General features: G+C 66.3%; 13 protein-coding genes and 1 pseudogene. 9 read left to right on the top strand and 5 right to left on the bottom strand.

The genetic code is table 11. From position 1 onward, the window contains the following. Positions 1-1,317, bottom strand: a complete 1,317-nt coding sequence (locus ABDV69_RS05630; protein ID WP_343572379.1) for an adenosylmethionine--8-amino-7-oxononanoate transaminase — start codon at positions 1,315-1,317, stop codon at positions 1-3. A 64-nt stretch (positions 1,318-1,381) separates the two neighbouring features. Here ABDV69_RS05630 and ABDV69_RS05625 point away from each other — a divergent pair, with 64 nt between their 5' ends. The 7 genes and pseudogenes from ABDV69_RS05625 to ABDV69_RS05595 all read left to right on the top strand — a co-directional run bounded on the left by ABDV69_RS05625 (position 1,382) and on the right by ABDV69_RS05595 (position 11,651). Next, on the top strand, positions 1,382-1,825 hold the full coding sequence (locus ABDV69_RS05625) for a hypothetical protein (protein WP_343572378.1): 444 nt from the start codon (positions 1,382-1,384) through the stop codon (positions 1,823-1,825). Positions 1,826-2,141: 316 nt separating this feature from the next. Continuing rightward, positions 2,142-2,639, top strand: a pseudogene (ripD, locus tag ABDV69_RS05620) (NlpC/P60 family peptidoglycan-binding protein RipD); the annotation flags it as partial. 79 nt (positions 2,640-2,718) lie between these two features. Next, the gene (locus ABDV69_RS05615; RefSeq protein WP_343572377.1) at positions 2,719-4,872 is read left to right on the top strand and encodes an acyltransferase family protein; all 2,154 of its coding nucleotides are present in this window, start codon (positions 2,719-2,721) and stop codon (positions 4,870-4,872) included. Between the two features lie 117 nt (positions 4,873-4,989). Further along, complete coding sequence (gene glgX / locus ABDV69_RS05610) at positions 4,990-7,170, top strand: glycogen debranching protein GlgX (protein ID WP_343572376.1); 2,181 nt, start codon at positions 4,990-4,992, stop codon at positions 7,168-7,170. Between the two features lie 18 nt (positions 7,171-7,188). After that, entirely contained in the window at positions 7,189-9,471 is a 2,283-nt protein-coding gene (gene treY, locus ABDV69_RS05605) for a malto-oligosyltrehalose synthase (protein WP_343572449.1), read from the top strand. Further along, positions 9,464-11,185, top strand: coding sequence for a malto-oligosyltrehalose trehalohydrolase (treZ, locus tag ABDV69_RS05600; protein WP_343572374.1), 1,722 nt, complete (start codon positions 9,464-9,466; stop codon positions 11,183-11,185). Before treY ends, treZ begins: the two co-directional genes overlap by 8 nt. A 40-nt stretch (positions 11,186-11,225) precedes the next feature. Then, complete coding sequence (locus ABDV69_RS05595) at positions 11,226-11,651, top strand: hypothetical protein (protein ID WP_343572373.1); 426 nt, start codon at positions 11,226-11,228, stop codon at positions 11,649-11,651. Between the two features lie 26 nt (positions 11,652-11,677). Here ABDV69_RS05595 and ilvA read toward each other — a convergent pair whose 3' ends face one another. Together ilvA and ABDV69_RS05585 are read right to left on the bottom strand one after the other, a co-directional pair. Next, a complete protein-coding gene (gene ilvA, locus ABDV69_RS05590) occupies positions 11,678-12,967 on the bottom strand; it encodes a threonine ammonia-lyase IlvA (protein ID WP_343572371.1) in 1,290 nt (429 codons plus the stop codon). Between the two features lie 28 nt (positions 12,968-12,995). Next, positions 12,996-13,433 (bottom strand): nitroreductase family deazaflavin-dependent oxidoreductase, encoded by a 438-nt coding sequence (locus ABDV69_RS05585; RefSeq protein WP_343572370.1) that lies wholly within the window; start codon positions 13,431-13,433, stop codon positions 12,996-12,998. A 276-nt stretch (positions 13,434-13,709) separates the two neighbouring features. On the opposite strand from ABDV69_RS05585, the gene ABDV69_RS05580 reads away from it, so the two are divergent. Continuing rightward, on the top strand, positions 13,710-14,921 hold the full coding sequence (locus tag ABDV69_RS05580; RefSeq protein WP_343572369.1) for an acyl-CoA desaturase: 1,212 nt from the start codon (positions 13,710-13,712) through the stop codon (positions 14,919-14,921). A 12-nt stretch (positions 14,922-14,933) separates the two neighbouring features. Here ABDV69_RS05580 and fadD11 read toward each other — a convergent pair whose 3' ends face one another. Then, entirely contained in the window at positions 14,934-16,733 is a 1,800-nt protein-coding gene (gene fadD11, locus ABDV69_RS05575; protein ID WP_343572447.1) for a fatty acid--CoA ligase FadD11, read from the bottom strand. Between the two features lie 73 nt (positions 16,734-16,806). Here fadD11 and ABDV69_RS05570 point away from each other — a divergent pair, with 73 nt between their 5' ends. After that, positions 16,807-17,628: a class I SAM-dependent methyltransferase gene (locus tag ABDV69_RS05570; RefSeq protein ID WP_343572368.1), complete on the top strand. Its 822-nt coding sequence runs from the start codon at positions 16,807-16,809 to the stop codon at positions 17,626-17,628. A gap of 121 nt (positions 17,629-17,749) precedes the next feature. Here the strand turns inward: ABDV69_RS05570 and dnaE are convergent, their stop codons facing one another. Then, positions 17,750-21,292, bottom strand: a complete 3,543-nt coding sequence (gene dnaE, locus ABDV69_RS05565) for a DNA polymerase III subunit alpha (RefSeq protein WP_343572367.1) — start codon at positions 21,290-21,292, stop codon at positions 17,750-17,752. Positions 21,293-21,459: the final 167 nt, after the last annotated feature.

Genomic DNA, 21,459 nt, shown 5'->3' with positions numbered 1-21,459 from the left:
CTAGAGCCTACGAGAGCCGGTGAGCCGGGCGACCTCCACCATCGCCGAGGTGACCTGCGCGATCTCTTCCGGCGTGCAGATGAACGGCGGCATCGCGTACACCAGGTTGCGGAACGGCCGCAGCCACACGCCACGGTCCAGCGCCGCCGGGGTGGCGATCGCCAGGTCGACCGGGCGGTCGCATTCGATCACGCCGATCGCCCCGCACACCCGGACATCGGCCACGCCTGGCAGGGGCCGCGCCGGCTCGAGTCCGCGGGCCAGCCCGGCGCCGATCTCGGCGACCGTCGAGCGCCAGTCCTGGCCGAGCAGCAACTCCACCGCTGCCACCGAGACGGCGCAGGCCAGCGGGTTGGCCATGAAGGTGGGCCCGTGCATCAACGCCCCGGCCTCGCCGCCAGAGATCGTGTGTGCGACGTCGGTGCTGCACAACGTCGCGGCCAGGCTGAGGTAGCCGCCGGTCAGTGCCTTGCCGACGCACATGATGTCGGGGCTGACACCGGCGTGGTCGGCGGCGAACAATTCGCCGGTGCGGCCGAATCCGGTAGCGATCTCGTCGAAGATCAGCAGCACGTCGTGGCGTCGGCAGATGTCGCGCAGGTCGGTCAGATAGCGCGGGTCGTGGAATCGCATCCCGCCGGCGCCCTGGACGACGGGCTCGACCACGACGGCGGCCAGTTCGGCGGCGCGCTCGGCCAACTGAGCCTCGAACGCCGCGACATAGGCAGGCTCGTAGTCGCGGGGTACCTGCGGGGCGAACACCTGTTGGGCCAGGATGTCGGACCACAGCGAGTGCATGCCGCCGTCGGGGTCGCAGATGCTCATCGGGGTGAAGGTGTCGCCGTGGTATCCCCCGCGCCAGGTCATCAGCCGCCGCTTGCCGGGCCGTCCGCGGCCGCGCCAGTACTGCAGCGCCATCTTGACCGCAACCTCCACCGACACCGAGCCGGAGTCGGAAAAGAACACCGTGTCCAGGCCGGCCGGGGTGATCTCGACCAGCAGCTTCGCCAACCGGGCGGCGGGCTCGTGGGTGAGCCCGCCGAACATGACGTGGTTCATGGTGGCGAGCTGGCGGGTCATCGCGGCATCCAGCGCCGGGTGTCCGTGCCCGTGGACCGCCGTCCACCAGGAGCTCATCGCGTCGATGGCCTGGACCTGCTGCCCGTCGCGAACCAGCGTGAGCCAGGCGCCCCGGGCGCCCACCGCCACCAGGTTCGGCGGCACCGCGCCGGCATTCGAGGCCCCGATCGTGCTGTAGGGATGCCACAGATGGGCCGCGTCGATCGCGCTGATCTGCTCGGGCGTCAGCGCGGCCATAGACAACGAGGGTAAAGCAGTTCGGTCGCGCCAACGCCGGGCATCCGGCAGCATTGCGGTCACCATGGATTCGCCGCAACAGTTCGACGACCTGTCCCCCAGCCACCACGAGGACAGTCCGCCGCAGGTGCTACGACTGCGACTGATCCCGTGGGACGTCATCTCGCTGCTGGTGTTGCTCGCTCTGCTTACCGCGCTCGCCGTCGGGACCGATTGGTATTCAAAGCTTTTCGGCTTTCTCAAAGACGTCTGTGTCGGCGACTGCCCGGCCGCGCCCTTCGGCGTCGACTACTACATCTATCCGGTGGTGTGGGGCGGCATCGGCGCTGCGGTCGCAGCGGCACTGCTCGGTCCACTGGTGTCGCTGCTGAAGGGGTGGTATCTGTCCTTCTGGCCACTCGTGGCGATCGCCCTCGTGCTCTTCGCCTCGGGAGCGGGTGCCGCACTGACCGATTTCAGCAGCTCCTACTGGCATGGCGGATCCGGGGTCGTCGACAGCGGCGAGTGAGAGCGAAATCACAACTGCGCGCGGAGATTTGATCTTCAGAGGCGTCAGCGATCACCGTTCGGTCACGGTACGACAAAAAATCCCGCCGGGGACTCCCAACAAGTGGCTCTTCCAGCCGTTTGTTGCCACAGTGTTCCTAGTGACTGTTGTGAACTCAGCGGTTCACCGACGGGGCATCGCCTTCCTGGCCACACCGGTTCCAGGGGGCGTGCGGCCCCCAACGGGGCGGGCCAACGCCCGGGTCTCGGGGTGAATCGGCGGATTGACGGCAGAGGCGTGCAGTCACCGCGCCGACGCCACGAAAGAGGTGATCGACATGAAGCGCAGCTTCGCTGTCCCATTTAGCCTGGCCCTGTTGTTGACGCTGCCGATGCTCAACCCCCTCATCGCAGGCGCTGACCCGACCGGGCCGACTCTGGTGAGTTCCCAGCAGACCACCAGTTACGTGATTCAGCGCGCGCTGTCGCAGCGCAATGTGCCGTTCCTGTACGGCGGCGGTAACTCGGCCGGGCCTACCCGCGGTACCGGTCTGAAGGCCAACATCGTCGGCTTCGACGCCTCCGGACTGATCCAGTACGCGTACGCCGGTGCCGGGGTGAAGATGCCCCGCACCTCGGCCGAACAGTGCAACGTCGGGCGAAAAGTCACGCCGGCACAGGCACGCCCGGGCGATCTGCTCTGCTACGGCCCCGGCGGCACCCAGAGCGTCGCGATGTATCTCGGCAACAACCAAATGATCGAGGCCACCGAGCCCGCGGTCACCGTCACTCCGGCCCGCACCAGCGGGATGGATCCGTACCTGACCCGCATCCTGGAGTCCTGACCGGACAGCTCGCCGGCCGGTTTTCGAGCACACACGTCGGCTGGCGGGTTAGGTAGATTATTCGTCAATTATGACGATCTCCCCGAACCGCCCGGCCGATGCCGGCGTTGCGCACCAGGCGCAACCCGCGACACGAAACCGGGCAGGGTTCTACCGTCTCGATCTCGACGGGCTGCGCGGCATCGCCATCGCTCTCGTCGCGATGTTCCATGTGTGGTTCGGCCGGGTCTCCGGCGGGGTGGATGTGTTCCTGGCCCTGTCCGGCTTCTTCTTCGGCGGCAAGCTGCTTCGGGCCGCACTCAATCCCGAGTCGTCGCTGTCGCCCGTCCCCGACGTGGTTCGGCTGGTGCGCCGGCTGCTACCGACCCTGGTGGTGGTGTTGGCCGGATGCGCGGTGCTGACCATCCTGATCCAGCCGCAAACGCGCTGGGAAACCTTCGCCGACCAAAGCCTGGCCAGCCTCGGCTACTACCAGAACTGGGAGCTGGCCGGCACCGTCGCCGACTATCTGCGGGCCGGCGAGTCCGTCAGTCCGCTGCAGAACATCTGGTCGATGTCGGTGCAGGGCCAGTTCTACATCGCGTTCCTGGCGCTGGTTTTCGGCTTCGCGTACCTGTTTCGCCGCCGGCTCGGCGACCGCCTGCGGACGGCGTTCGTGGTGTTGCTCAGTGCGCTGGCCGTCGCGTCGTTCGGGTACGCAATCTTCGCGCACGCGGCCAACCAGGCGGTCGCCTACTACGACAGCTTTGCCCGGGCGTGGGAGTTGCTGCTCGGCGCCTTGGTCGGCGCGCTGGTCCCCTACATTCGGTGGCCGATGTGGCTTCGCTCCACCGCCGCGACGATCGCCCTGGCGGCGGTGCTGTCCTGCGGCGCGCTGATCGACGGCGTCCGGCAGTTCCCGGACCCGTGGGCGTTGGTTCCCGTCGGCGCCGCCGTGCTGTTCATCCTGGCCGGCGCCAACCGCGCTGACGGCGACAGGTTGCCGCTGCCCAACCGACTACTGGCCACCCGGCCGCTGGTGCGACTCGGCGAGATGGCCTACGCGCTATATCTCTGGCACTGGCCGCTGCTGATCTTCTGGCTGGCTTACTCCGGTCACGCGCACGCGAACTTCGTCGAGGGCACCGCGGTGTTGCTGGTCTCCGGCGCGCTGGCGTACCTGACCAACCGGTATATCGAAGAACCGCTGCGCCAGCGCAAACCCGCCAGCGCCGGGCCCGCGCCGAGCGTCGTGGTGCCGTGGCGGACGCGGTTGCGGCGCCCGACGATCGTGCTGGGCTCGGTGGTCGGGTTACTGGGCGTCACGCTCACCGCGACGGCCTTCACCTGGCGCGAGCACGTCAGCGTCGAGCGCGCCAGCGGTAAGGAACTCAGCGGCCTGAGCTCCAGCGATTATCCCGGCGCCCGCGCGCTCATCAAGCATGTGCGGGTGCCGACCCTGCGGATGCGGCCCACGGTGCTGGAAGCCCAGACCGACTACCCGCCGTCCACCCGCGACGGCTGCATCAGCGACTTCAAGAACACCAACGTAATCACGTGCAGCTACGGCGACAAGACCGCCACCCGGACCATCGCATTGGCCGGCGGTTCACACGCCGAGCATTGGCTGACCGCGCTGGACATCCTCGGCCGCAGACACCACTTCAAAGTGACGACCTACCTCAAGATGGGCTGCCCGCTGTCCACCGAGAAGATGCCGCGGGTGATGGGCAACAACGCCCCCTACCCGGAGTGCCGCGACTGGGTGCCCAAGGCGATGGCCGCGGTGGTCGCCGACCACCCGGACTTCGTGTTCACCACCTCGACGCGGCCGTGGAACATCAAGCCCGGCGACGTGATGCCGGGCACCTACGTCGGGATCTGGCAGACGTTCTCGGACAACAACATCCCGATCCTGGCGATGCGCGACACCCCGTGGCTGGTCAAGGACGGCCAGCCGTTCAATCCGTCGGACTGCCTGGCCAAGGGCGGCGACGCGGTGTCGTGCGGCATCAAGCGCTCCGACGTGATCGCCGACCGCAACCCCACCCTCGACTGGGTCGAGCAGTTCCCGATGCTCAAGCCGCTGGACATGAGCAACGCGGTCTGCCGTGCCGACATCTGCCCGGCCGTCGAGGGAAACGTGTTGGTATATCACGACGCTCATCACATCTCTGCCACCTACATGCGGACGATGACCAACGAGCTGAGCCGCCAGCTCGGGCCGGCCACCGGCTGGTGGTGACCCCGCGGTGACGATGCAGGCCGCCACACGGCCTGCGGTGGGGATACCTCCCGCTTGCGGGGGCGAACCGCGCCATGCGACCCGGCAACCGGAACCAACCGCCACTAAGGTCGAGTGATGCCCCCGTCAGACCCGACCACTGGCGCCGCCGCGGCCCCGCCCGCATTGGCCACCGTCTGGCCAGGTAGCAGCTACCCGCTGGGCGCCAACTACGACGGCACCGGCACCAACTTTGCGCTGTTCTCCGAGATCGCCGAGAAGGTCGAGCTGTGCCTGATCGGTGACGACGGGCAAGAGACTCGCGTTCGCCTCGATGAGGTCGACGGCTACGTCTGGCACGCCTACCTGCCGGACGTCACCCCGGGACAGCGCTACGGCTTTCGGGTGCACGGCCCCTTCGACCCGGCGTGCGGCCACCGCTGCGATCCGAGCAAGCTGCTGCTCGACCCGTACGGCAAATGCTTTGACGGCGAGTTCACCTTCGGCCAGGCGCTGTTCTCCTACGACTTGGCCGTGGCGGCGAAGGACCCCGCCAAGACCGGCACTCCGCCTCGGGTCGACTCGTTGGGGCACACCATGACCAGCGTGGTGATCAATCCGTACTTCGACTGGGGCAACGACCGCGCTCCCCGCACGCCGTACCACGAGACGGTGATCTACGAGGCACACGTCAAGGGCATGACGCAGAACCATCCCGCGATTCCGGAAGCGCAGCGGGGTACCTACGCCGGCCTGGGCCACCCCGCGATCATCGAGCACCTGCAATCGTTGAACGTCACCGCGATCGAACTGATGCCGGTCCATCAGTTCCTGCACGATCACCGCCTGGTGGATCTGGGCCTACGGAATTATTGGGGCTACAACACTTTTGGGTTCTTCGCCCCGCACAACCTGTACTCGGCGAACCGACGTGCCCGCGGCGCGGTCACCGAGTTCAAGGCAATGGTGCGGGCCTTCCACGAGCAGGGCATCGAGGTCATTCTCGACGTGGTCTACAACCACACCGCCGAAGGCAACCACCTCGGTCCGACGATCAACTTTCGCGGGATCGACAACGCCGCCTACTACCGGCTCGTCGACGACGATCTGAGTAGCTACAAGGACTTCACCGGCACCGGCAACAGCCTCAACGCGCGCCACCCGCACACCCTGCAGCTGATCATGGACTCGCTGCGCTATTGGGTCACCGAGATGCACGTCGACGGCTTCCGTTTCGACCTGGCCTCCACGCTGGCCCGCGAGTTCTACGACGTGGATCGGCTGAGCGCGTTTTTCGATCTCGTGCAACAGGATCCGATCGTCAGCCAGGTCAAGCTGATCGCCGAGCCGTGGGACATCGGCGAGGGTGGCTACCAGGTCGGCAACTTCCCGGGTTTGTGGACCGAGTGGAACGGGAAATACCGCGACACTATGCGTGACTACTGGCGGGGCGAGCCCGCGACATTGGGCGAGTTCGCGTCCCGGCTGACCGGGTCGTCGGACCTCTACGAAGCGACCAGTCGCCGGCCCGGCGCCAGCATCAACTTCGTCACCGCCCATGATGGATTTACCCTCAACGACCTCGTCTCCTACAACGAAAAACACAACCAGGCCAACGGCGAGGACAACCGCGACGGCGAAAGCCACAACAGGTCCTGGAACTGTGGCGTCGAGGGCCCGACAGACGACCCGAACATCGTGATGCTGCGCGGACGGCAGATGCGCAACATCATGGCAACGCTGATGGTGAGCCAGGGCACGCCGATGATTGCCCACGGCGACGAAATCGGCCGAACTCAACACGGCAACAACAACGTCTATTGCCAGGACTCCGAATTGTCCTGGGTGGACTGGTCTTTGGTCGACAAGAACAGCGACCTCCTGGAGTTCACCCGCAGCGTCACCGCGCTGCGCCGGAGCCACCCGGTGTTCCGCCGTCGGCGGTTCTTCGACGGGGAGCCCATCAGAAGCGGCGACGAAGTCCGCGACATCGCCTGGTTGACGCCGGCGGGAAAAGAAATGCAGCACCAGGACTGGGGCGGCGAATTCGGCAAGAGTATTGCGGTATTCCTCAACGGCGAGGCGCTACCTGAACCGAATGCGCGCGGCGAACGGGTCATCGACGATTCGTTCCTGATGTGCTTCAACGCCCACGACCACGAGGTGGACTTCGTCATTCCCTCCGACGACTACGCTCAGGAATGGACCGCCGTGCTGGACACCACCGACCCATGCGGATCGGTAACCCTGGTCGTCAACGACGGCGACGAGGTGTCACTGCCCGAACGCTCACTTCTCATCTTCCGTAAGACTAAGTGACGCATGGCCCCACACAAAGTGGCCCTGCCGGTACTGTCCACTTACCGGCTGCAGCTTCGCGGTGCCGCGAGCGGGTTCGGTTTCACTTTTGCCGACGCCGAACACCTGCTCGACTACCTTGACGATCTCGGGGTGTCGCATCTGTATCTGTCGCCGATTCTGACCCCGGTTGCCGGCTCGGCGCACGGTTACGACGTCACCGACCCGACCACAGTGTCGGCCGAACTCGGTGGCCCCGAAGGCTTGGCGAAGCTGTCGGCCGCGGCGCGGGCGCGGCAGATCGGCTTGATTGTCGATATCGTGCCCAACCATGTCGGGGTGGCCGAGCCGGAGCAGAACCCGTGGTGGTGGGATGTCCTGCGGCACGGCCGGTCCTCGGCATACGCGTCGTTCTTCGATATCGACTGGGAACTGGACGATGGCCGAATTGTGCTGCCGTTGCTGGGCTCTGATGACGACATCGCCGACCTGACCGTCGACGGCGACCTACTGCGGCTCGGCGACCTGGCGCTGCCGATCGCGCCCGGCACCGGCGACGGCAGCGGCGCGCACGTGCACGACCGTCAGCACTACCGGCTGATCGGTTGGCGCACCGGACTGTGCGGCTATCGCCGGTTCTTCTCGATCACCTCGCTGGCCGGGCTGCACCAGGAAGACCGCACCGTGTTCGACACCAGCCATGCGGAGGTCGCGCGGTGGTTCGCCGACGGACTCGTCGACGGGTTGCGCATCGACCATCCCGACGGACTGGCGGACCCCGCGGGATATCTGACCTGGCTGCGCGAACTGGTCGGCGCGGACGCCTGGATCGTGATCGAGAAGATCCTCGCGGTCGACGAGCCACTGGACGTGAGCCTGCCGGTGGACGGGACCACCGGATACGACGCACTGCGCGAGATCGGCGGAGTCTTCGTCGATCCGCAAGGGGCGCCGGCGTTGACGGCGTTGGCAGACTCCGCAGACGCCGAGCTGTCCAGCGCCGAACTGAAAAAGTCGTCCGCCACCGAGACCTTGGCCGGCGAGCTGGCCAGGCTGCGCCGGTGCATCGCCGCGGCGGCCGGTGCCGACCACCCGCGACTGCCCGACGCGGTGGCGGCGCTGCTGACCCACATCGACGTCTACCGCAGCGATTACCTCGGATTGGCTGCGATCCTGCCGGCGGCCCTGGCCGCGACCCAATCTGCGGCACCGGAACTGGACATCCCCCTGCAATTGATCGCGGTCGCAGTGGCCGATGGCGGTGAGACCGCCGTCCGGCTGCAGCAGTTGTGCGGGGCCGTCACCGCGAAGGCCGTCGAGGACTGCCTGTTCTACCGCGACGCCCGGCTGGTAGCTCTCAACGAGGTCGGCGGCGACCCGCGGGACTTCGGCGTCGGTCTGGCCGAATTCCATTCTCGCGCAGCCACCCGGGCCCGGCTGTGGCCGCAGGCAATGACGACGTTGTCGACTCACGACACCAAGCGTGGTGAGGATGTCCGCGCCCGCATCGCAGTGCTGTCGCAGGTGCCGTCGCTGTGGGCGGAGTGCGTCGCCCGCTGGGAAGTCTGGACGCCCTCCCCCGATCCGGCCACTGGACTGTTCCTGTGGCAGAACATCTTCGGCGTCTGGCCGGCGGACGGCGTGGTTACCGCCGAGCTGCACGACCGGCTGCACGCCTACGCGGAGAAAGCGATCCGGGAAGCGGCATGGCATACCTGCTGGCAAGATCCGGACTCCGACTTCGAAGACGCGGTGCAGCACTGGCTGGATGCTGTGCTGGACGGCCCGGCGGCGCGGGAGCTGACCATGCTGGTCGTTCGGCTGCAACCGCATGCCGAAAACGATGCGCTGGGCCAGAAGCTGCTGTCGCTGACGTCCCCGGGTGTCCCCGACATCTACCAGGGCACCGAGTTGTGGGACGACAGTCTGGTCGACCCGGACAACCGGCGTGCGGTTGACTACGCCACCTGCCGCGAGGCATTGAAGTCGCTGCAGCACAAGAAGATTCGAGTGGTGAAGGCTGCCCTGCACATGCGTCGCGCCCGCCCGGACACCTTCCTGCGGGGCGGATATCACCCGGCTCTGGCCGCCGGAGCCGGCGCCGATCACCTGGTGGCTTTCCGCCGCGGCGACGATGTGCTCGTCGCGGTCACCCGCTGGACCGTGCAACTCGAACAAACCGGATGGGGAGACACCGTGATCACGCTGCCGGAGGGCGCATGGCGCAATGCGCTTACCGGCGCGGCGGCGCGCGGGACGGTGCCGGCCAGCGAGTTGTTCGCCGAGTTGCCGGTCGCACTGCTGGAGCGCGCCGATGCCTGAATTCGCCGTCTGGGCACCGACACCGAAGGCCGTCCGGCTCGACGTCGACGGGTCGGTGTCGCCGATGACCCGCGACGTAGACGGCTGGTGGCGCGCAGAAGTCGATGCCGGCCCGGATGCGCGCTACGGATTTCTGCTCGACGACGACCCGACGCCGCTGCCCGACCCGCGATCCCCGCGTCAGCCCGAGGGAGTGCACGAGCGCTCGCAACTGTGGGAGCCGCCGCCGGCGCCGACCGATGACAGCTGGGCCGGCCGCTCGGTGCAGGGCGCGGTGATCTACGAGCTGCACATCGGAACCTTCACCCCGGCCGGCACGTTCGACGCGGCCATCGACAAGCTCGACCACCTGGTCGACCTCGGCGTCGATTTCGTGGAGGTGATGCCGGTCAACGCGTTTTCCGGAACCCACGGCTGGGGGTACGACGGCGTGCTGTGGTACGCCGTCCACGAACCCTACGGTGGCCCAGACGGTCTGGTGCGCTTCGTCGACGCGTGCCATCGCCGCGGGCTCGGGGTGCTGATCGACGCGGTGTTCAACCACCTCGGCCCGTCGGGCAACTACCTGCCCCGGTTCGGGCCCTATCTGTCGTCGGCGAGCAACCCTTGGGGCGAAGGAGTCAACATCGCCGACGCCCAGTCCGACGAAGTGCGCCGCTACATCATCGGCTGCGCACTGCGCTGGATGCGCGACTTCGGTGCCGACGGGCTGCGCCTGGACGCCGTGCACGCGCTCGTCGACACCACCGCGATCCACATCCTCGAGGAGTTGGCCGCCGAAACCGATGCGCTCGCCGGGCGACTCGGCCGGCCGTTGTCGCTGATCGCCGAGAGCGACCTGAACGACCCGCGAATGATCACCCCTCGTACCGAGCACGGCCACGGGCTGGCCGCACAGTGGGACGACGACATCCACCACGCCATCCACGCCGCGGTATCCGGCGAGCGCCAGGGCTACTACGCCGACTTCGGGTCGCTGGCCGCGCTGGCAAAAGCGCTGCGCCACGCCTTCTTCCACGCCGCGACTTACTCGTCGTTCCGGCAGCGGCGCCATGGCCGACCGCTGGACACATCGACCATCCCGGCCACCCGGTTGCTGGCCTACACCTGTACCCACGATCAGGTCGGCAACCGAGCGCTCGGCGACCGGCCGTCGCAGAACCTGACCTACGGTCAGCTCGCGGTGAAGGCCGCGCTGGTCCTGTGCTCGCCCTACACGGCCATGCTTTTCATGGGTGAGGAGTGGGGCGCGTCCACCCCATTCCAGTTCTTCAGTTCCCATCCCGAACCCGAGTTGGCCCGCGCCACCGCGGCAGGCCGCAAGCGAGAGTTCGCCGATCACGGCTGGGACGCCGACGAGATTCCCGACCCGCAGGACCCGCAGTCCTTTCAGCGCTCCAAGCTGAACTGGTCCGAGCTCGACCAAGCAGAGCACGCCAGGCTCCTACAGCTTTACCAGGACCTGATTGCGTTGCGGCGCACCGAGAGCGACCTGGCAGATCCGTGGCTGGACAATCTGGTCGTCGACTACGAGGAGGCGCACCGCTGGATTGTGGTGCGCCGCGGCGGCTTGACGGTGGCCTGCAATCTGGGCACTGAGCCGGTGTCTGTTCCGTGCGCCGGGGAGCACGTGCTGAGTTCGGAACCGATCGACATCGGCAACAAGAGCACCGAGTTGCCCGGGCATGCGTTCGCGGTCCTGCGCTGTGCATAACTGACTACCGGCGGGATCCGCGACAGCCGATGATACGCGGATGACGCACTCTGAATTGCTGCCGATCCCGCCCATCCAGTCCGCCTGCGACCCGGTGCATTCGACGCAGGACCTGCGCGAGCGGTGGCGTGCACTGATGGGGCCGTTGGGGTTTGGGACGCGACTGCTGTGGTTCGGCCTGATCGGGCCGGATCGCTGTTTCGCCAAGAAACTCGGCCAGATCCCGATCCGTCCCCGGCCCCGGGGCCGGATCGTGTGGAACTTGATGTCGTCGTTGCGGACGCTGCTCGACGACCTGGAACCGGGAACGACGGTGGCCTTGCTGCTGACGGGTCCCGGGCGCGGGCCGGTATCGACGATCGAACTGGTCTGGTCGAGGTCGTTGACCGACATGGCCGAACGGTTCGCTGTCCCGTTGGAGCCGATATTTCGCGCCAACGACGAAACGGTCGCAGTGCTGGGTTAGCTGCGCAGCGGCGAAATCGGCTGCGCCTACAAAAGATAACGATAGGCTGGCGATCCTGGCTCGATTGCCTCGATCTGCATCTCAGTCGCCCGCATGCGTTCCAGCAAGCCGTCCAGGTCGGCGGCCGAGCCCAGCTCGATACCAACCAGCGCCTCACCGGTCTCGCGGTTGTTGCGCTTGACGTATTCGAACAGCGTGACGTCGTCGGTCGGCCCGAGCACGTTGTCCAGGAAACGGCGCAACGCACCGGGCTCCTGCGGGAAGTCGACCAGGAAGTAGTGCTTGAGGCCGAGGTGGACCAGCGAGCGCTCGAGGATCTCGCCGTAGCGCGAGACGTCGTTGTTGCCGCCGGAAACCAGGCATACCACCGTCGAACCCGGATCGATGTCGGCTTCCAGCAAGCCGGTCACCGCGAGCGCACCCGCGGGCTCGGCGATGATTCCCTCGTTCTGGTACAGCTCGAGCATCGCGGTGCACACCGCGCCCTCATCGACCGTGGTGATCGACACCATGTTGCCGGCTGCGGCCAGGGCGGCGTAGGTCAAGTTTCCGGCCCGGCTGACCGCGGCGCCGTCGACGAACTGGTCGACGTGACCGAGGGTCACCGGGCTGCCGTTGGCCAGCGCGGCCATCATGGCAGCCGCGCCCGCCGGCTCGATACCGAGCACGGAGGTCTTGGTTGTCCGCTCCGCGAGGTAGGTGGTGATGCCGGCGATGCACCCGCCGCCGCCGACCGGAACCACGACCAGGTCGGGCTCGCTGTCGAGTTGGTCCAGAATCTCGACAGCGATCGTGCCCTGGCCGGCCATGGTGCGCGGGTCGTCGAACGGTGGCACCAGCGTGGCTCCGGTGCGTTCGACGTCGGCCAGCGCCGCCTCGGCGGCCAGGTCATAGGTCGACCCGCCCACGATCAGCTCGATGAACTCGCCGCCGTGGTAGCGGATGCGGTCGCGCTTCTGCTTCGGGGTCTTGGCCGGCACGTAGACCCGACCGCGGATGCCCAGGCTGCGGCAGGCGTAGGCGAAGCCCTGCGCGTGGTTGCCCGCCGACGAGCAGACCACGCCGGCCACTCGTTCCTCGTCGGACAACTGGACCAGCAGGTTGTAGGCCCCGCGCAGCTTGTAGGAGCGGACGGTCTGCAGGTCTTCGCGCTTGAGGTAGACGTTCGCCCCGGTCGTTGCGGACAACCGGTCGGAAAACTGCAGCGGCGTGGGAGTGACCACGCCGGCAATGCGGATGGCCGCACTGTCGACATCAGCCGCCGACACCGGCCCGCCACCCCGGGCGCCCGGGCTCTGACTCAGTTCCGCAGACACCGGTCAATGGTGTCATCAAGCTGCGTGTTCAGTGCACAGGGGTCAGCACAAACACCGGAATCTGTCGCTCGGTCTTGAGCTGGTAGTCGGCGTAGTCGGGGTAAGCCGCCACCGCTCGCTCCCACCAGGCGGCCTTCTCGTCGCCGAAGACCTCACGGGCGTCGTAGTCCTTGGTGACGGTGCCGTCCTGTAGTTCGACCCGCGGGTTCTTGGTGATGTTGTGATACCAGACCGGATGTTTAGGCGCCCCGCCCAGCGACGCCACGGCGGCGTATTCACCGTTGTGCTCGACCCGCATCAGCGGCGTTTTGCGGAGCTTGCCGGTCTTGGCGCCGACGGTGGTCAGCAGGATGATGGGCTTGCCCTTCATGTCTGCGGCCTCGGCGCCACCGGATTCGGCGTACTTCTCGGCTTGTTCACGGGACCAGTCCCACGGGCTGGGGGCGTATTCACCTTCAAGTGGCATCACACCACTTTAAAGGCGTTCACCCGGGCACACCCCGCCCGCACCTGTGCCGTCGCTCAGCATGGGCGCTGTAGAGTCTGCGATCGTCAACGGCGAGCCACGAGCAAACTCGCGCCCTACGTACTGGAAGTCGCACGGCTCCTCGCCTCGCAGGTGGAAACCCGCCCAACAGATCGGACGTGACGCACAGTGTCGCGAGTCCCGAGCGTCCGGTGTGCCCGCGTCGTGGCGCGCACCGGGCCGCACGCCACGTTCCCCGAATCCGGTTGAGGGCCGATGGCGATTTCCGAGGTACCTGAGTACGCCCACCTCAGCGACGCGGACCTGCTGGCACTCGGGGCCGAGTTGGACGAAATCCGTGGCGGCATCGAGGCTTCGCGGGGTGCCCGCGATCGCGCGTACATCACGCGCGCCATCACACTGCAGCGCTGCGCCGACGTCGCGGCGAGGCTGATCATCGCCGGCACCAAAGGGAAAGTCGGCTGGGCCATCGGAACCGCCGCCCTGGCTGCGGCCAAGTCCATCGAGAACATGGAACTCGGCCACAACATCAGCCACGGCCAGTGGGATTGGATGAACGACCCGGAAATTCATTCCAACACCTGGGAGTGGGACACGGCCGGACTCACGTCACAGTGGCGGTATTCCCATAACTACCGACACCACGTCTTCTCAAATATCGTCGGCGTGGACGACGATCTCGGGTTTCGAATCTTGCGGGTCACCCGGGACCAAAAGTGGCGGCCGGTCGCGTTGCTGCAGCCGTTGTTCGCTGTGCTGCTCGGGATGGCCTTCGAATGGGGCGTCGCACTGCACGGCTTGAACTCAGTGCAAGAAGAAGAGGGGACTACCGACGCCGGCAGGGCCGCCCAGAAAACGGCACTACTGCGCAAGATGGCTCGCCAGGTCGTCAAGGATTACGTGCTCTTTCCCGTCTTCACCCGTCGGAAGTGGCGGCGGACGCTGGGGGCCAACATCGTCGCGAACGGACTGCGCAGCGGGTGGGCCTACATCGTGATCGTCTGCGGTCACTTTGTGGATGGGGCGGAAAAATTCGCGCCGGCAGTCCTCGAGGACGAGACGAAGCCCGAATGGTATCTCCGCCAGATGTTGGGCACCGCGAACTTCCGCGCCGGCAAGGTGCTGGGGTTCATGACCGGAAACCTGTGCTACCAGATCGAACATCACCTCTACCCCGACCTGCCGCACAATCGATACCCCGATATCGCCAAGCGGGTGCGCGCCCTATGCATCACCTACGATCTGCCGTACACAACGGGTCCGTTGTGGCGTCAGTACCTGCTCACGGTGCGCACGATCTGCAAGCTGTCGCTGCCGGACCGCTTTCTGACCGCGACCTGCAATGACGCACCGGAAACGGCCTCCGAGTACAGATTTCGGGGTGCCGACGGGCGTCCGAACCTGGCCCGGCGCGATGCTGACTGCCCGCGCCGCGGATTGGCGACAGCGGCACAGAATCGCCGCTGAGTCAGGGAGCGCTCAGGCCGGTTGTGCTGACAACACGCCGGCGGGCTGGTGAACATCCGGCCCCGGCTGGTCGGCGTAGAGCTCGTCGATCTCCGCGGCGTACTTGGCTGCGATCGGCCGTCGTTTGAGTTTCATTGTCAGGGTGATCTCATCGCCGCCCGGTTCCCACAACGTGTGGAGCACGCGGAAACGTTTGATCTGCTCGACCCGAGACAATTTCTCGTTGCCCGCGGCCACCCCCGCCGAAATCTGAGCGATCACCTCCGGGTGGGCTGCCAGCGCCTGGGGTGAGGCGTCGGCCAGCCCATGCCTTTGCGCATACGGGCCGACGGAATCGGCATCGAACACCAGCAGCGCGGTGTTGTACGGGCGAGCGTCACCGACGGTGAGCATCGCGCCGATCATCGGACACGCGGCCTTGATCGCGTTCTCGATGTTGGCCGGCGACATGTTCTTTCCGGCCTGGTTGATGATCAGTTCCTTCTTGCGGTCGATCACCCGCAGATAGCCGTCGGCGTCCTCATCCAGGATGTCGCCGGTGTGCAGCCAGCCGTCGGCGTCGACCGCTTCGGCGGTCTTGGCCGGCTCCTTGCGGTAGCCCTTCATCACCAGCGGTCCGCGCACGAGATATTCGCCGTCGTCGGCGATTTTGGACTCCAGCCCGGGCAGCAGTTTACCCACCGAACCCAGTCGCGCCTCCCGGGGATGACTCACGCTGGCAACACAACTCAGCTCGGACATACCCCAGACTTCGGCGATCGGGATGCCGATACCGAGGAAGAACGCCAACGTCTCCGGTGGAATCGGCGCTGCACCCGACACCGCCCACCGCAACTGGTCGAGGCCCAGCTTCTCACGCAGCTTCGACAGCACCAATTCGTCGGCCTGCGCCCATTCGGCGGCGGCGGCGTCGGGCAGCGGTTCATCGGCGATCAACGCCGCCGCGCGTCTATCGGCGACCGACATTGCCCACTGCAAGGCTTGCCGCTTGGTCTCGTCTGGCTCATGGTTGACGGCGAATTCGATTGCGGCCTTCAGCTTTTCCCAGACCCGTGGAACTGCCGCCCAGATGGTGGGTCGAGCGTCCGGCAGCGCGACCGCGATCTCGCGGACATCGGACACCACCGTGACCAGGATTCCGTACATCTCCTGGTTGTAGAGCGCCATCATGCGGTCAGCGATGTGGGCCGACGGCAGATAGGAGGTGGCACGATCATCCGGCCTGACGTCTACGACGGCGCTCAGAGCTTCCGCCTCGAACATCAAGTTGGCGTGCGTCATCTCGACCCCTTTGGGGTTACCCGTCGTGCCAGAGGTGTAGATGAGGGTGATCACATCGTCGGGTTGCACTGCACGCCACGTCAATTCGAAATCGAAATCGGCGGAAGCGGCAGCGTACAACTCGTCGAGAGAGATCGTTCCCTCCGGTGCACCGTCGATGCAGACGATGCGGTCGAGCTGCGCGCCGCTCGCCAGGATCCGCGCGACGTATTGCTGTTCGCAGATCACCACTTTGGTGTCGGCGTTTTCGAACACGTATGTCAGCTGCTCGGCGGGCAGCGTGTTGTACACCGAGAACGAGGTAGCGCCGAGATGCTGCGCGCCGACTTCCAACGGATAGAACTCGACACGGTTGGCCATCATCAGCGACACCGTGTCACCCCGGCCGACGCCGATACCGGCCAGGCCGGCCGCGACGCGACGGACATCGTCGGCGTACTCCCGCCAGGTCAGCGTCATGGTGTCGCCCGGGGTGCGCAACGCGACGGCGTCCGGGTCGACGGCGGCGGAGCGCTGGAACGCCGCACACATGGTGGCCGGGTTGCTCAGCTGGGTTTTCGAATCGGTCACTGGGCAAAGGCTAGTCCCGGAGTAGGTTGCGGGTATGGGAATTGCGATCACCGACTTGACGCCCGTCGAGCAGACCGCGTTCGTCACCCAATACGCCCGAGCGGTCGACAGCCGCTGGCCCAGTCCGATACTCGGCGACGCCCTGGCCGCAGAGATCGTCGCCAAGATCGACTTCGACTTTCACGGTTTGGGAGTTCCGGTCAGCGCGATCCGCCAGACGGCGCTGCGCGCGAGGTTACTCGACGTTTGGACCCGCCAGTTCATCGCCGATCATCCCGACGCCGTGATCGTCGACCTCGGCGCCGGCCTCGCGACACCGATGCAACGGGTCAGCCCGCCGCCCACGGTCGACTGGTACAGCGTCGACCTGCCCAGCATCATCGCGCTGCGCCGACAGGTGGTGCCCGCCGAGGACCATGCGCATTCGGTGGCGGCATCGCTGGCCGACGATGATTGGACCGACCAGATCCCAGCCGACCGGCCCACCTTCCTGATCGCTGACGGGCTGCTGGCGTTCGTCCCAGAGCCTTTGCTCGTCAATCTGTTTCGCCGTGTCCCGGAGCATTTCCGGAGCGGCGAAATTGCGATCAACGACTACGGGCGTGTCAGCGCCCTCAACATCACCGCGATGAAGATCGTCTTCAGCGCGGTCGGAACCCGGTGGATATACCGCGGTTTCAGTGACGCCCGCACCCCGGAGAGCTGGAGCCCGCGCCTACACCTGGTCGAGGAGACCAGCCTGTCGCACGTCCCCGAGGTCGAGCTGTATCCCACTGCGGCGCGGGTGTCGACGCGGTTGATGGGGATGACCAAAGCCGGTGCCCGCGCGGCACGGATCCTGCGCTACCGCTTCTGAAGGGTGACCACGATGGGCGCGACGCCGATCAGCTACCGCCAATGCCCGAGCGTGAAGTTGGCAGCACGTTCGGGCGCGAGTGTGCGTCCAGCGTCACGTTCGACCCGACTACGGCAATCGGCTAGCCGCCCAGACAGCCCGGACCGAGCAGCGCCTTGAGGTCGCCCATCAACGCCGGCGACATGGTCACCCGCAGCGACGGGTCCAACTCCAGCGTGGTGATCCGGTCCCCGCTGAGCAGTCGCAGGTGCACCTGCGAGGTGCCGGGGTGTTGAGCGAGCACTTGCTTGAGCGCGCTGACCTTGTCGATGGTGCATTGCCGCGTCGGCAGGCTCACCGCCAGCGGGCGGTTGACCTGGGCATTGGTGAAGTCCGGCACCACCAGGTCGTTGGCTATCAACGAAATCCGGTCGTCGCGGATCGCTACCTTGGCGGTCACCAGGACCACGGTGTCGTCGATCACCTCAGCACCGAACGCCGAGTAGGTGTGCGGGAAGAACATCACCTCGATACCACCGGTGAGGTCTTCCAGTTGCGCTGAGGCCCAAGGCATCCCGTTCTTGTTCACCCGCCGGTTCACCGAGGCCAGGATGCCGCCGACTTTGACCATGGTCTCGTTGGCGACGTCGCCGTCGAGGATCGCCGGGATGGGGGTGTCGACCTGGGCGGCCAGCAGATGCGCGACGCCGTTGAGCGGATGCCCGGACACGTACAGGCCCAGCATCTCGCGCTCCAGCGCGAGTTTGTGCTTGTCGTCCCATTCCTCGTCGGGAACCCGGATGGTGAACACCGCGTCGGCACCCGCTCCCCCGTCGTTCGGGTCGCCGCCGAATAGGTCGAACTGGCCCATCGCCTCGGCCTTTTTGGTGCCGAGCACCGAATCGACCGCGTCGGTGTGCACCAGGAAAAGCCCTTTGCGGGGATGCTTGAGCGAGTCGAACGCCCCGGCCTTGATCAACGACTCGGTGACTTTCTTGTTGCACGCCGCGATGTCGACTTTGTTCAGGTAGTCGGAGAAGTCGGTGTACTTGCCCTTCGCGTTACGGGTATTGATGAGCGAGGCAACGACATTGGCGCCGACGTTGCGCACCGCGCCCAGTCCGTAGCGGATGTCGGTGCCCACCGAGGCGAAGTTCAGCCCGGACTCGTTGACGTCTGGCGGCAGCACGGTGATGCCCAGCTTGCGGCAGTCGGCCAGATACACCGCTGCTTTGTCCTTGTCGTCGCCGACCGAGGTAAGCAACCCGGCCATGTATTCGCCGGGGTAGTTCGCCTTCAGATACGCCGTCCAGTACGACACCAGGCCATACCCGGCGGCGTGTGACTTGTTGAACGCGTAGTCGGCGAACGGCAGGATGGTGTCCCACAGCGCTTTGATGGCTTTGGCCGAGAATCCATTGGCCGTCATGCCCGCTGAGAAGCCTTCGAACTCTTCCTCCAGCACCTCGCGCTTCTTCTTGCCCATGGCCTTGCGCAGAATGTCGGCTCGGGCCAGCGAGTAGCCGGCCACCTTCTGCGCGATGCGCATGATCTGCTCCTGATACACGATCAGGCCGTAGGTCTCGGCGAGGATCTCGCGCAGCGGTTCCTCGAGCTCGGGGTGGATCGGTTTGATCGCCTGCCGGTTGTTCTTTCGGTCGGCGTAGTCGTTGTGGGCGTTCATGCCCATCGGGCCGGGCCGATACAGCGCGAGCACCGCGACGATGTCCTCGAACCCGGTGGGCTGCATGCGACGCAGCAGGTCACGCATCGGTCCGCCGTCGAGCTGAAACACTCCCAAAGTCTCGCCGCGACCCAGCAATTCGAAGGTGGCCGGATTGTCGAGCGGGACCGACTCGAGGTCGAGTTCGATTCCCCGGTTGTCTTTGATGTTCGCCAGCGCGTCGCCGATGATCGTCAGGTTGCGCAGCCCGAGGAAGTCCATCTTCAGCAGGCCGATCGCCTCGCACGACGGGTAGTCCCAGCCGGTGATGATCGCGCCGTCCTGTGCCCGCTTCCACAGCGGGATCACGTCGGTCAGCGGCTCACTGCTCATGATGACCGCGCAGGCGTGCACGCCGGAGTTGCGGATCAGACCTTCCAGGCCGCGGGCGGTCTGGTAGATGGTGCGCACGTCCGGATCGGTGTCGATCAGGCCGCGGATTTCGGTGGCCTCTTTGTACCGCTCGTGGGTGGGGTCGGTGATGCCGGACAGCGGGATGTCTTTGGCCATGATCGCCGGCGGCAGCGCCTTGGTGATCCGGTCGGCGATCGCGAAGCCGGGCTGCCCATAGTGAATCCGAGCCGAATCCTTCAGTGCCGCTTTGGTTTTGATGGTGCCGAAGGTGATCACCTGGGCGACCCGATCCTGGCCCCACTTCTCGGCGGCGTAGCGCACCATCTCGCCGCGTCGCCGGTCGTCGAAGTCGATGTCGATGTCGGGCATCGACGCGCGCTCGGGGTTGAGGAATCGCTCGAACAGCAGCCCATGCTCGATCGGGTCGATGTCGGTGATGCCCAGCGCGTAGGCCACCAGCGATCCGGCCGCCGAGCCACGGCCCGGGCCGACCCGGATGTCGACCGATCGGGCGTAGTTGATCAGGTCCGCGACGATCAGGAAGTATGACGGAAAACCCTTGTCGCAGATGACTTCGATCTCGTACGCGGCGCGCTGCGAGTAGCCATCGGGCGAGCCGTCCGGGAAGCGGCGGCGCAGCCCGGCCTCGACTTCCCGGCGCAGCCAGGACGCCGGGTCGTGACCGTCGGGCACCGGGAAGATCGGCATCCGGTCTTTGGGGGCCCACACATCGGCATAGGAGGTGACCCGCTCGGCGATCAGCAGAGTGGAATCGCAGGCGCCGGCGACCTCGCCGTCCCAGATCTCGCGCATCTCGGCGGCCGACTTCAGGTAGTAGCCGTCGCCGTCGAACTTGAACCGGGTCGGATCGGTGAGCGTCTTGCCGGTCTGCACGCACAGCAGCGCCTCGTGGTTGTGCGCGGCGTCACGGGTGACGTAGTGGCAGTCGTTGGTGGCCAACGGGGGAATCTTCAGCGCGCGACCGATTTCCAGCAGCCCGTCCCGCACCCGGTGTTCGATGGACAGCCCGTGGTCCATCAGCTCCAGGAAGTAATTCTCGGGCCCGAAGATCTCCCGCCACTTGGCAGCCGATTCCAGGGCTTCGCGGTGCTGACCGAGCCGCAGCCGGGTCTGCACCTCCCCGGACGGGCAGCCGGTGGTGGCGATGATGCCGGCGGCGTGCTCGGCGATCAGCTCGGCGTCCATCCGTGGCCACTTGCCCAGTTGGCCCTCGAAGGACGCCAGCGACGACAACTTGAACAAGTGGCGCAGCCCGGTGGCGTTCTCGGCGACCATCGTCATGTGGGTGTAGGCGCCGCTACCGGACACGTCGTCGCTCTTTTGCCCTGGGTCACCCCACAGCACGCGCTTGGTGTCGAAACGCGACGCAGGCGCGACGTAGGCCTCGATGCCGATGATCGGTTTGATGCCGGCGTCGGTGGCCCCGATGTAGAACTCGCTGGCCCCGAACATGTTGCCGTGGTCGGTCATCCCGATCGCCGGCATCTGCAGCCGTTGCGCCTCGGCGAGCATGGGCGAGACCTTCGCGGCACCGTCCAACATCGAGTATTCGGTGTGGTTGTGCAGGTGCACGAACGACTTGGCCATAGGGTCGCCAGTCTAGGACCGGACACCGACGTGTACCCGGCGTGTCGCTTCAGTGTGTCTGAGAATCGACCACAGCGAACCGACGACACAGCGTGCCTCTGGGAATTGGCTGTCAAGTCGCTGCATCTAGACCCGGGGGCCGCTTCGTGGAACTCGGCGGGGCTACT

It is taken from the genome of Mycobacterium sp. (assembly GCF_039583785.1).
GTDB lineage: Bacteria > Actinomycetota > Actinomycetes > Mycobacteriales > Mycobacteriaceae > Mycobacterium.
This window is presented reverse-complemented; position numbering and strand designations above follow the sequence as displayed.

What these genes read in the sequence shown, in the direction of transcription:
- fadD11 (WP_343572447.1), bottom strand. Translation starts at nt 16,733, where the DNA reads ATGTGTGCGGCGTTCCAGCGCTCCGCCGCCGTCGACCCGGACGCCGTC.
- glgX (WP_343572376.1), top strand. Translation starts at nt 4,990, where the DNA reads ATGCCCCCGTCAGACCCGACCACTGGCGCCGCCGCGGCCCCGCCCGCA.
- ABDV69_RS05630 (WP_343572379.1), bottom strand. Translation starts at nt 1,317, where the DNA reads ATGGCCGCGCTGACGCCCGAGCAGATCAGCGCGATCGACGCGGCCCAT.
- ABDV69_RS05595 (WP_343572373.1), top strand. Translation starts at nt 11,226, where the DNA reads ATGACGCACTCTGAATTGCTGCCGATCCCGCCCATCCAGTCCGCCTGC.
- ABDV69_RS05585 (WP_343572370.1), bottom strand. Translation starts at nt 13,433, where the DNA reads ATGCCACTTGAAGGTGAATACGCCCCCAGCCCGTGGGACTGGTCCCGT.
- ABDV69_RS05615 (WP_343572377.1), top strand. Translation starts at nt 2,719, where the DNA reads ATGACGATCTCCCCGAACCGCCCGGCCGATGCCGGCGTTGCGCACCAG.
- ABDV69_RS05570 (WP_343572368.1), top strand. Translation starts at nt 16,807, where the DNA reads ATGGGAATTGCGATCACCGACTTGACGCCCGTCGAGCAGACCGCGTTC.
- treZ (WP_343572374.1), top strand. Translation starts at nt 9,464, where the DNA reads ATGCCTGAATTCGCCGTCTGGGCACCGACACCGAAGGCCGTCCGGCTC.
- dnaE (WP_343572367.1), bottom strand. Translation starts at nt 21,292, where the DNA reads ATGGCCAAGTCGTTCGTGCACCTGCACAACCACACCGAATACTCGATG.
- ABDV69_RS05625 (WP_343572378.1), top strand. Translation starts at nt 1,382, where the DNA reads ATGGATTCGCCGCAACAGTTCGACGACCTGTCCCCCAGCCACCACGAG.
- ABDV69_RS05580 (WP_343572369.1), top strand. Translation starts at nt 13,710, where the DNA reads ATGGCGATTTCCGAGGTACCTGAGTACGCCCACCTCAGCGACGCGGAC.